The sequence below is a fragment of the Clostridium homopropionicum DSM 5847 genome, assembly GCF_001263795.1.
Classification (GTDB): Bacteria; Bacillota; Clostridia; order Clostridiales; family Clostridiaceae; genus Clostridium_H; species Clostridium_H homopropionicum.
Genome location: NZ_LHUR01000012.1, coordinates 105,261 through 117,113, shown reverse-complemented (window position 1 = coordinate 117,113; position 11,853 = coordinate 105,261). Strand labels below are relative to the sequence as shown.

The following is an 11,853-nucleotide window of genomic DNA, read 5'->3' as shown; positions in this document are numbered from 1 at the left end:
TATTTTACAGGAGGCTGTTTACTTAAGTGACTAATATAAATAGTAAAGGATTTAGGCATGAAAATAAATATTTAATAGGATATGAAAGTTATTTACAGCTAAGAAATATATTAAAAATATTTATGAAAAAGGATGAAAATAGCCAAGGAGAAAGAGGTTACCATGTTCGCAGTTTATATTTCGATGATATTTATGATACAGCTTTAGTAGAAAAAAACATGGGTATACTTAAAAGAAAAAAATATAGAATAAGAATATATAATTTTTCCAGCAGCGCTATAAAGCTTGAGGAAAAAATAAAAAATCATGATTATATAAAAAAGAAATCCACTAGCATTAGTATAGAAGAATATGGGAAAATATACGATACAGATGTAGACTTTTTATTAAATGGACATGACAAAGTAAGACAAGATTACTATATAGAAATAAAAAATAAGCTTCTTAGACCAAAGGTAATAGTAGATTATTTTAGAGAAGCTTATATATTACCCTTTAATCAAATAAGAGTAACCTTTGATATAGATTTAACTGCTACTAAGGCAAAAAAAAATATTTTTGATAATAAGCTTCTAGGGTATAAGGTATATAAAAAAAATGAAGTTATTCTTGAGGTGAAATATAACAACTTTCTTCCTAGTCATATTAGAAGCATATTAGAAGTTTATGCTGCAAATAGACTAGCTATTTCAAAATATGTGTTGTGCAGAAATTATATAGAAAATAGGTTCTAGAAAAGGAGAAAATACAATGGACAACGCTTTAAGCTTTCAAGACATTATTAAAAAAAGTTTACTAAAATCAGGTTTATTTGGAACTGTAGATTTATATAGCATATTAATTGGTATTTTAATTACTTTTGTGATAGCAATGTTTATATTTTATATTTATAAAAAAACTTATAGTGGTGTTATATACAATCATACCTATAATGTATCTTTGGTGCTTATGGCAATAATTACTTCTATGATAATTATGACAATAAGCTCAAATATAGTTCTTTCTTTGGGAATGGTTGGAGCGCTAAGTATAGTTAGGTTTAGAACGGCAGTTAAAGATCCGATGGATATTGTTTTCATGTTCTGGGCAATAGCCTTAGGAATTACTACTGGAGCAAAGCTTTACACCATTGCTGCAGTAACCTCTCTTTTTATTGGTGGAATTACAGTATTATTAATGAAATATAAAAATACTAATAACAGATTTTTATTGATAATACACTATGAAAGTGCAGCTAAGGACAACTTATTTAGTAATCTAGGGAAATTAGATTATAAAATTAAATCTAAAACAATAAACAGAGGAATAACTGAACTTACTCTTGAGTTTAAAGTTATAGGAGAAGATACTTCTTTCTTAGAAGATATATCAGAAATAAATGGAGTAATTGATACTTCCTTAATTAGTTACAATGGAAGTTTTTCAGAATAGAAATAAATATCATATTTAAAACATGAGGTTACAATAATGAAATTTAAGAACACTATATTATGTGGTATTGAAACATTTATAGTAAACATAATAGTTTATTTTATATTTTACCAAATAAACCCCAATCAAGAGGAGTATTTATATTTAAATCCTCATCCTTTATTTATACTTTGCATAATAATAGGTCTGATATACGGAAACAAGCTAGGATTATTAACTGCCGCAATATGCTCAGGATTTTATCTAAAAGTATTTTTAAATATAAATAAAGACATTTCTCTTTTATTTATTTACTTTCGAAATTATAAATATTTATTATTATTTTTCTTTTCTGCAGCTATATTAGGGAACTTTAGAGATAGTTATAAAGCCAATATTCAAAAGATGATTAACGAAAAATTAATTATGAGCAAAAATTATAGAAGCCTTGAAAAATCCTATAACTTATCTCAAAAGGCTCTTGAAGAATTAAAAAAACAAATAATAAATTCTGAAGAAAGTATACTCTATCTATATGAAATTGCTTCAAGATTAGAAACCTTTAATTTAGAGGAAATATTCACTGAAACAATAGGTATTTTATCAAAATTTTTAAAAGCCAAAAGCGTTTCTATATATACCTATGATGAAAAAAGTGGTTATATGAGATTAAAGATTAATTTGGGGGAAGAAGCAAGGAACAGGTCTATGCTTGTAAAAGATTCAATAGGTTTCTCTAATGTAATAATAAATCAGAAGGTTTTAAAATGGGTAGATATAAAGGAAAAAGAATTTCCATTAATGTCTGCGCCGTTGATAAAGGAAAATCAAACAATTGCAGTTGTTAATGTAGATAGTATGGATTTTGACAATTTGTCCGAGTATGCTTATCAATTATTTAAACTAATTATTGAATGGGTTAATAAAGCATTAAATCAGGCTATTTTAGTGGATGAGCTAAGTGATTCAAAATATATTGAAGGTACTAAAATAATGAAATATGGGTATTTTACGGAAAGAATAAAATCAGAAGAGAGAAGAAGAAGTGAGTTTGGCATGGAATATAGTATTCTTAAATATGGTGTTGAAAATATGAATGTTCAAGAAATTAATAAAAATATAGCAGGGGTTTTAAGATCTGTTGACATAATTAGCTATAGTGAAGAAGCAAAAGAAGTCTATATTTTACTACCAGCTACATCTCAAAATGCAACCTATTTAGTGGAAGAAAGAATAAAAAATAAATTAAATCTAGGAAAATTATAAAATGAATAGAGTAAAAAATAAATCACAAATAAGCACTTCTTTTGCCATATTTTCAATTAGTTTATTATCAATAATAGATTTAATACTATTGATTTTGATACTTATTTATCCTAAATATCAGTTTGCTAGTCTAGGAATTCATATTTTTTTGTATGCATTTTTTAAAGTTTTAACCAATACATACTTAAAAGAATACGAAGGGGTTCCCAATTATATATTTCTTTTTATGTTTGGATTAGGAGGAATTATAGTATCTATCATTTATTTTTCACTTGATTATTTCTTAAGAGACAGTATGATCCTAGATGACTACGAAAGATACATAAATTATGAAGAACTCATGAGTAAAAGACTCTCTATTGATTATGAGAAAGAAGTAAAAACTATAAGTCTTTTAGACCAAATGAAACTTATGGATGTAGAAACGAAAAAACAGCTAATACTAAACTTTAATTCAGATAAAAGCAGCAATAAGCTAAAATTTCTAAAAATAGGTTTAAATGATAAGGATATAGAAGTACAACATTATTCTGCTGTTATGTTAAATATGCTTGAAAATGAGTTGTCAGAAGCTATTAATCAATTAAGGCGAGATTATAATACTACCAGGGAAATAAATCTATTATTTAAGATGGCTATAGTTTATAAAGAATATATAGATTCAGAGTTGTTAACTGGAAAGGTTTTAGAGGCTTTTAATAGTGAGTATATTGAGGTGTTAAACAAAATTTGTGAAGCAAAAAAAGAAACACCAGAAATTATAGATGAGCTAGTGAAGGCATATTTGCGTAGTAAAAATTTTACTCGAGCTGAAGAAATAAATGAAAAAGTATTGGAGACTTGGCCTACTAGTCTTGAAGCTAATTTAAATAAGCTCAGAATCGCTTATGAAAGAAAAGAATTTTTTAAATTACAAGATTTAATCGACAATATCCCAATAAATACTGAAGAAATTCCTAATAGATATACAAACCTTATAGAGTATTGGACTAGAAGAGAGGGAGAATAATGGTAATATGTATAATAGCAGAAGGATCATATCCATATATAACTGGAGGAGTTTCAGCCTGGATTCATCAGCTTATACAAGGTATGCCAGAAGTACATTTCAAGATCTTATCATTGATGCCTTCATTTAAAGAAAATTTAGAATATCGGTATAGGTTACCAAGTAATCTTATAGAAATAAAAACTATATACTTGGATGATTATCTTAAGTTGAATCACAAGAGTATTAATAAGAAATTAAATTTTAATACTGATGAGGCTGAAAATTTAGAGAAGTTTTTATCAATGGATAAAGAGTGTGACTGGAGTCAAGTAATAAAACTATTAAGAAACAAAGCTAAGGCGGGCAATAGCATAGATTTTCTGCAAAGCACTTTTTTTTGGGACACTGTATTGAAAATGTATAATGAAAGATTTGCAGATGAAATTTTTAATACGTTCTTTTGGACGATTAGAACCATGATGCTTCCGTTTATTAATTTGTTTCAAGGAAATATCATAGAGGCGGATATTTATCATGCTGTATCTACAGGATACGCGGGCATTTTAGGTGTTTATATGCGGGAACTGACCGGGAACCCTTTTCTGCTTACTGAGCATGGAATATATGCAAGGGAACGAGAAGAGGAAATTCTGAAGGCAAAATGGGTTACGGGAGTATACAAGCAGCTTTGGATTGATTTTTTCTACTTTATTTCTAGGGCAGCATACAAGAATGCGGATAAGATAGTTTCATTATTTGAGAGAAATAGAAATATTCAAGTTCAGCTAGGTGCAGAAATAGAAAAAACTATAGTAATTCCTAATGGAGTTGATTTAGAAAGATACAATATAGTGAAAAAAGCGCACAAAGGATATAATGTGGGAGCAATATTGAGAATAGTTCCTATAAAAGATGTTATGACAATGATTAGAGCCTTTAAAATAGTAAAAGATATAGTAAAAACATCAAAGCTATATCTTATTGGGCCAATGGATGAAGACAAAGATTACTATAATCAATGTGCAGAATTAATAAAGATTCTTTCTCTAGAAGAAAGCGTAATTTTTACAGGTAGAGTGGATGTAAAGGAATATTTAAAAATAATTGATGTTTTAGTACTTACATCAATATCAGAAGGACAACCATTAGTAATTTTGGAAGGCATGGCAAGTGAAATTCCTACTGTTTCCACTGATGTAGGATCCTGCAGGGAACTTTTAGAAGCAGATGAAAATGAAGGGTCGTGTGGAATTGTTACAAGCTTAGTTTCTCCTAAAGAAACTGCAGAACAGATTATTAAATTACTTAAAGATAATGTGATGAAAGAAAATATGGGATATAACGGAAGAAGAAGAGTGGAAAGAAAATATAGCATGGAGAAATTTATTAATAGTTATGCTAGTATTTATAAGGAGTTAGAGTTCAACTATGGCAGGAATTGGATTTACTCTAAAAAAATTATTTAGAGAAGAAAGTTTTTCAAGTAAAGGAAAGGCCTATTTATATTCAGCAATAGTTGCTGCTGGACCGTGGATAGCTGCTGTTATTACTGTTAATAGCATTTTGTTCATTGTAGAATTGTCCCAATATAATCCGCAAGAGAAGGATGTTTTTCTAGGTACTATTGTGTATAGCTTTATATTTTCTCAGATAATAACATCGCCTTGGCAGATGATTATAACACGATATATATCAGATAGGCTTTACATGAAGGAGTATAAATATATACGCCCATCATTTATAGGGCTAAATAAGGTTGTTTTTTTTCCATCCTTTTTTATAGCTGTATTATTTTATATTTTTAAGCCTCTACCTTTAGCTTATAAAATTATGGCAGTATATTTATTTGTTGTTTTATCAATGATTTGGGTAATAATGACTTATTTAAGTGCAGTTAAAAATTATGAGTTAATCGCAAAAGCTTATATTTATGGAGGTATAATATCTATAGCTCTAGCCATATACTTAATGAACTTTCCAATAAAGTTTGCTGAGTTATCCTATACTTCAAATATCTTATTTTCCTATTTAATTGGCTTAAGCATTACTTATATAGTTCTCATTTACGATTTTTTATCTACATTTTATTATGGTAACAATCTGCAATATGATTTTCTAAGGTATTTAAATAGATTTCCAAGTTTATTTTGGATTGGATTATTCTATACCTTAGGGTTATGGGCAGATGATGTATTAATGTGGTTAAGCACTATAGGTGTAGAGGTTTATAAAACTTATCTCTATGCTCCCATTTATGACAATGCTGTTTTTTTAGCTTATCTTACAACTATTCCAACGTCAGTATTATTTTTGGTATCTATTGAAACAGAATTCTATGATAGCTATAAGAAATATTATGGATTAGTAAATAACTATGGAAATTATCAGAAGATTACTTCGGCCAGTGAAGAATTAAAGGAAGTGCTTTATAGAAAACTTTTGTATACTTTTCAGATACAAAGCTTAATCTCAATATCTATGGTAATGTTATCAACATCAATATTTAAATATTTGAATTTAAATATACTGATAAGAGATATTTTTAATGTTTGCGCCTTTGGGGCATTATTTAATGTTATGATTTTAATTATTATATTAACATTACTGTATTTCGAATCAAGGATAAGGGCTTTGCTTGTTTCAATTTTATTCTTTATTTCAAATATTGTATTGACCTATTATTTTGCTAATAAAGGCTTAAAATATTTTGGATATGGATTTACCCTTGGAGCTTTTATAACACTTATATTTGCCATAATAAATATTGTTAGATTACTTAATGGAATAAAATATAGAACTTTTGCTATTCAGCCACTGTTTGTTGAAGAAGAAAGGGGTGTTTTTGTTAGAGTTGCCAACTTTTTAAATAATAGAACTGAAATAAAAAAGTATAGAAAAGATAACAAAAAAGAAAAGCTTACTATATGGCAATAAGCTTTATATACTGAGTGTATATCAATTTCTACAAATTCTTTTTTTATCTTTAGTTAAACTTCCCTTAACCCAATCAAAAAATTTATGTCCTAAAGGTGTAAGGGTAAACATCTCAAGTAAAACTCCAAAGCTAATGCATAATACAAACATGACATTATTGTAAACTAGTAATAAAATTACAAATATAGTCCATATTGATATATATATTAGTGATAGCAATTTAAATTTTTTAATATCTTCAGGATCAGTAATAGGTTTATTCGGTGTATCCTTAGGAGCATATTTTATTATGCAATAAAGTGCATAGACTAGTGTAAAGACTATTAATATTGCCAAGGCTTGTACACTCCAATAACTATATGTATATTTAGCAATGATTCCTGCAGAGACATACAACATCATAGATACAAAAAGACATTTCCCGTATGTGTCCATATGGTATCCTCCTGCAATTAATCTTAAAGAACAAAAGATTATAACAATTAAACCAAGTTGAAGCAGCATATTTAGAGCAATGCCCAAGGAAACTAATACAATACCCTTTACTAGTGCTCCTATAAAAACTTGAAAAGCAAAGTAGTATATAGCTCTTTTTTTATGATCTTCCTCAAGTATATTCATAAAATGATTTGCACAGGCATAGGATAACTTATTTACAAACCTCATTTTAAAACCGCCTTTTATTAAATTTTGGCCAAAAGAAAAGCATACTACCAGTGTATGTATTAATAAATCTAGAGTAATTAATAGATATTGAAGAAATTGCTGATTAATTTATTAGATCTATTTTAGATTTTTTGGAGCTTTTGGTTGATAGAGGTTTAGAATTGAAGCAGAGTCAACTGCAATTTTTATAGAAGATTTAACTAGTAAATTAGCAGTCTTGGAATAGATTTTTTTTATAAGGGACTTTTGTTTATTCATTATTAACACCTTCCTTTAAATTATTATGGTCTAATATTTCTTTATTTTGATAGTTTTTTGCAATTTCATCAATATCTAAGGATATTTTGTTCAACATCCAATTAATATCTTTATGTCTATCATTAAATTTGATATTATATCAGGATTTAAAAAACCATAATCCAAGATATACCCTCCAATTACGTATCCTGTAAAATCCTTTTCTGTTTTATTATACACTAATTAGGTATATTATGTAAATTAATATTTCCAAAATTTTGAAAAATAATTTAATTAATTACTAAATTGGGTAATTAAAAGAAAAGGGAGAAAAATAGGTACAAATTCTTCAAAAAGAATTTTTATTAACTAATTATCGTTATAAATTAACATTGACATTACTCAAAATGAATTTTAATATGTATGTATGGTATGTAATTTTATGTATCTTATAGAAGATAAATGGTTTGTTTACAAAATTAATTCGCATATCCAACCATAAGGAAGAACTTTAATATTTGAAAAGTTCAGTGGAGGAGCAATGTTAGAAAAAAGAATTGATGAACTAAGAGAAAAATTAAATAAGGAATGTGAGTATCATAGTCTTATCAGTAATAAAATTATTGTTTTAAGTCAAACTTTAGATGAATGCATTGTAGAATATTACAGAGAAATGCTTAAAAATAAAGATAGTATAAATAGCAAAATAGTAAATAGATAAAGTGATCAATTATATAATAAGGTTTCCTTATAATTTACAAAGCTAATAGAGTATATTTGCCGTACAAAATAAGTTGTACGGTTTTTTATTTTTATAAAACAGACATAAAACCGAAAAAAAAAGCAAAACATATTAACAAAACTGCATAAACGTGATATTATAATTAAGAGCGCTACCTAAAATGAAATTTACCTGAAAGGAGGTCTTAACTTGTTCGCTGAGGAAAGAAGAGAGCTGATACTATCTAGAGTTAAAACTAAAGGAAGGATATTTGCAAAAGACTTGGCAGAGGAACTTGGAATATCTATAGATACTATAAGAAGAGACCTTAGTTTCATGGAAGAGCGTGGCTTACTTAAAAGAACTCATGGTGGAGCAATTCCTTTATCAAAGGTTAGAAGATTACCCATGGCAAGTAAACTAAGCTTTAATGAAGGTACGCAACATCAAAATTCAGTAGCTAAACTAGCTGTAGAATTTATTGAAGAGGGAGATACGGTATTTATTGGGGGAGCCAGTATTCATTATGTTCTCATAAAGTATTTACCCATAAATAAAAACTACACTGTAGTTACAAATTCCTTAGCAGTAGCAGAAAAGTTAAAAACCTTCAACAACATTGAAACTTACATAGTCTGTGGCAAAATTAAAGAGGATGAAGGAATCGTAGATATTTTGGCTACAGAATTTGTTCGAACCCTTAGAATTGACGTTGCTTTTATTACTGGAGGAGGTATATCTGCAAAACATGGCTTAAGCAGCGCAACTCCAGAAGGCGCTATATTTCAAAGAACAGTAGCTGAAGTTTCACATAAAAAGATATGTCTTGCTAATTTTGATAAGATAGGTGCTGAGTTTTTTGCTAAGACGGTAGAGACTAAAGAAATAGATATACTAATAACTGATTGGGAAGCACCCAGTGATGAAATAGAGAAAATAGAAAAGCTTGGAGTTAAAGTTTTAAAATCAAAAGAAAAGTAAATATATATTATACTTAGAAAGGAAAGTGAAAAAATGAAGGTAGATTTTTATACTTCACAAAGAGAGTACAAAGAAAAGAAAGCTGAATTTGACAGTGCAATTCAAAGCGTGATAGAAAAGGGAAGCTTTATCCTTGGAAATAAGGTAGCAGAATTTGAAAAAGCTGTTGCAGAGTATACAGGTGCCAAATATGCCATTGGAGTTGCTTCAGGTACAGATGCTCTTGTTCTTGCATCAGATATTCTTGGATTTAAGGATGGAAAGGAAGTAATAACTTCTCCTTTTACTTTTTTAGCTTCTGCTTCCTGCATAATAAGACATAGAGGAAAGCCTGTATTTGTAGACATTGACGAAGAAACCTTTGGAATAGATGTTAATAAAATTGAGGAAAAAATAAATAATAATACTGTGGGTATTTTACCAATACACCTTTTCAATCAAATGTCTGACATGGATAAAATCATGGAAATTTCACAAAACCATAATTTAAAAGTCTTAGAGGATGCAGCTGAAGCCTTCGGAATGAGATGGAAAGGAAGAGGAGAAACATTAAGACATTCAGGAACTATTGGCGACTTTGGAGTGTATTCCTTCTTCCCAACGAAAACTCTTGGAGGCTATGGTGATGGAGGTATGATTGTAACTAATAGTGAAGAACTTGCAACTCTTGCAAAAAGCTATAGAGTGCATGGAGCTGCTAAGAAATATCACTATGATTATATAGGATATAATTCTAGATTAGATGCCCTTCAAGCTGCAGTTTTATCTGTTAAACTAAAATATATTGATGAAGCTATAAATAAGAGAGAAGAAGTTGCTAAGCTTTATATTGAAAGCTTAAGTGAATGTTCATATATTAAGATACCAAAGGTAAAAGGAGATCAAAAGCACGTTTACTATGTATTTAACATTATTGCAGAAAAGAGAGATGAACTTGTTCAATATTTAGCTAATAATGGAGTAGGATATAGCATTTATTATCCAAAGCCGCTTCACATGCAAAAAGCCTTTAGCTATTTAGGATATAAAGAAGGAGATTTCCCAATTGCTGAAAAAGTATCAAAAGAAATTTTAGCACTTCCAATTTATCCTGAGATTACAAAAGAGGAAGTTGAATATGTATGCGAAACTGTCAAAAATTTCTATAAAGGCAAATAGATTTAATTGAAAGAGAGGGTATAATTATGGCAAATAAAAAAATTCCTTTTTCACCACCAGATATCACGGATGCTGAGGTTAATCTTGTAATTGATACTTTAAAATCTGGCTGGATTACTTCTGGTCCAAAGACAGCTAAATTTGAAGAGGAAATGGCGAAATACTGTGAGACAAATAAAGGCGTTGCTATAGCAAGTGCCACAGCAGGAATGGAGCTTGTACTAAAGGTCTTAGGAATAGAGGGAGACCATGAGGTTATAACAACTCCATATACTTATACATCTACATCAAACGTTATATTACATAGAGGAATGAGGCCTAAGTTTGTTGATGTTAAAAAGGATAGTTTTTTAATAGATGAACAAAAGATTTATGATGCTATTACTCCAAAAACAAAGGCTATTATGACTGTTGACTTTGCAGGAGTTCCAGTTGATTATGATAAGGTTAGAGAGGTTATTAAGGCTAAGAATCGCGAAGATATAGTACTTATTTCTGATTCAGCTCATTCCTTTGGTGCTAAGTACAAAGGTAAAAGAGTTGGAGGACAGATGGATTTCCATGTATTCTCTTTCCATGCAGTTAAAAATCTTACAACTGCAGAAGGCGGAGGAATTACTTATAATAACAACAACTTCGCTGGAAAAGAGGATTTGTATAAAGAATTAAAATACACATCTCTTAATGGTCAAACTAAGGATGCCCTTTCAAAAATGAAAGCTGGTGCATGGCAGTACGATATTTTAACAGATGGTTTCAAGTGTAATATGACAGATATAATGGCTGCTATTGGTCTTGCACAATTAGAAAGATATGACGAAATGCTTAAGATAAGAGAAGTCATTTTTGATGTTTACAATAATGCCTTTAAGGATAAGGATTGGGCTATACTTCCATTTAAGAAAGAAGGAGGTACTGAATCTTGCTACCACATATATCCTCTTAGAATTAAAGGCTTTACATTAGAGCAAAGAAATGAATTGATTCAAGCAATGGCTGATAAAGATATAGCTACAAATGTTCACTTTATTCCACTTCCTATGTTTACTTTATATAAAAACCTAGGATATAAAATTGAGGATTATCCAAATGCCTTTAATCAATATGCAAATGAAGTATCCTTACCTATTTATTCTAAGCTATCACTTGAAGATGCAGCATATGTTGCAGAGGAAATAGTTAAGACTGTTGAGAAGATATTTGCAGCTAAATAAAAAATATTGAATATTTAAAAGCAATCTAGTATAATATATAAAATAAAAGTGAATACTCTAAAAATTATGAAAGGGAAGAGTACACAGAATGATAATTTAAAGAGAGTCGGGGAATGGTGAGAGCCCGATAATAGAATTTTGTGGAATGCAGCCCTAGAGTTTCTTATCGAGAAAGGGGAATTATTTTAATTCTCACAATAGAGACAGACGTAGCCTCACGTTACTGAGGATTGGAATGAAAGTTCCAATTGAGAGAGTGCTAATTTTAGCACTAA

General features: G+C 29.1%; 12 protein-coding genes and 1 other annotated feature (1 of these 13 cut by a window edge). Of the genes, 10 read left to right on the top strand and 2 right to left on the bottom strand.

Going from position 1 to position 11,853, the window contains the following annotated elements:
• Positions 1-26: 26 nt before the first annotated feature.
• From CLHOM_RS04005 to pelG, 6 genes are read left to right on the top strand one after another with little or no spacing between them, the layout of a single operon-like run.
• Positions 27-734, top strand: coding sequence for a polyphosphate polymerase domain-containing protein (locus tag CLHOM_RS04005; RefSeq protein ID WP_052220403.1), 708 nt, complete (start codon positions 27-29; stop codon positions 732-734).
• A 16-nt stretch (positions 735-750) separates the two neighbouring features.
• The gene (locus CLHOM_RS04000) at positions 751-1,431 is read left to right on the top strand and encodes a DUF4956 domain-containing protein (RefSeq protein WP_052220402.1); all 681 of its coding nucleotides are present in this window, start codon (positions 751-753) and stop codon (positions 1,429-1,431) included.
• Between the two features lie 36 nt (positions 1,432-1,467).
• On the top strand, positions 1,468-2,676 hold the full coding sequence (locus CLHOM_RS03995) for a GAF domain-containing protein (protein WP_052220401.1): 1,209 nt from the start codon (positions 1,468-1,470) through the stop codon (positions 2,674-2,676).
• 1 nt (position 2,677) lies between these two features.
• Positions 2,678-3,685, top strand: a complete 1,008-nt coding sequence (locus CLHOM_RS03990) for a tetratricopeptide repeat protein (protein ID WP_052220400.1) — start codon at positions 2,678-2,680, stop codon at positions 3,683-3,685.
• A complete protein-coding gene (gene pelF, locus CLHOM_RS03985; protein ID WP_052220399.1) occupies positions 3,685-5,133 on the top strand; it encodes a GT4 family glycosyltransferase PelF in 1,449 nt (482 codons plus the stop codon). Before CLHOM_RS03990 ends, pelF begins: the two co-directional genes overlap by 1 nt.
• Entirely contained in the window at positions 5,096-6,601 is a 1,506-nt protein-coding gene (gene pelG / locus CLHOM_RS03980; protein WP_052220398.1) for an exopolysaccharide Pel transporter PelG, read from the top strand. Before pelF ends, pelG begins: the two co-directional genes overlap by 38 nt.
• A gap of 21 nt (positions 6,602-6,622) precedes the next feature.
• Here pelG and CLHOM_RS03975 read toward each other — a convergent pair whose 3' ends face one another.
• Positions 6,623-7,267: an accessory gene regulator ArgB-like protein gene (locus tag CLHOM_RS03975; protein WP_052220397.1), complete on the bottom strand. Its 645-nt coding sequence runs from the start codon at positions 7,265-7,267 to the stop codon at positions 6,623-6,625.
• Between the two features lie 117 nt (positions 7,268-7,384).
• Positions 7,385-7,525 (bottom strand): cyclic lactone autoinducer peptide, encoded by a 141-nt coding sequence (locus tag CLHOM_RS17800; protein ID WP_082204349.1) that lies wholly within the window; start codon positions 7,523-7,525, stop codon positions 7,385-7,387.
• Between the two features lie 520 nt (positions 7,526-8,045).
• Here CLHOM_RS17800 and CLHOM_RS03970 point away from each other — a divergent pair.
• The 4 genes from CLHOM_RS03970 (at position 8,046) to CLHOM_RS03955 (ending at position 11,578) form a co-directional block, all read left to right on the top strand.
• On the top strand, positions 8,046-8,225 hold the full coding sequence (locus tag CLHOM_RS03970; protein WP_052220396.1) for an aspartyl-phosphate phosphatase Spo0E family protein: 180 nt from the start codon (positions 8,046-8,048) through the stop codon (positions 8,223-8,225).
• Positions 8,226-8,435: 210 nt separating this feature from the next.
• Entirely contained in the window at positions 8,436-9,206 is a 771-nt protein-coding gene (locus tag CLHOM_RS03965; RefSeq protein ID WP_052220395.1) for a DeoR/GlpR family DNA-binding transcription regulator, read from the top strand.
• Positions 9,207-9,239: 33 nt separating this feature from the next.
• Positions 9,240-10,364, top strand: coding sequence for a DegT/DnrJ/EryC1/StrS family aminotransferase (locus CLHOM_RS03960; RefSeq protein WP_052220394.1), 1,125 nt, complete (start codon positions 9,240-9,242; stop codon positions 10,362-10,364).
• Between the two features lie 26 nt (positions 10,365-10,390).
• Positions 10,391-11,578, top strand: coding sequence for a DegT/DnrJ/EryC1/StrS family aminotransferase (locus tag CLHOM_RS03955; RefSeq protein WP_052220393.1), 1,188 nt, complete (start codon positions 10,391-10,393; stop codon positions 11,576-11,578).
• Positions 11,579-11,635: 57 nt separating this feature from the next.
• Positions 11,636-11,853, top strand: a binding site (T-box leader) (it continues 37 nt past the right edge of the window).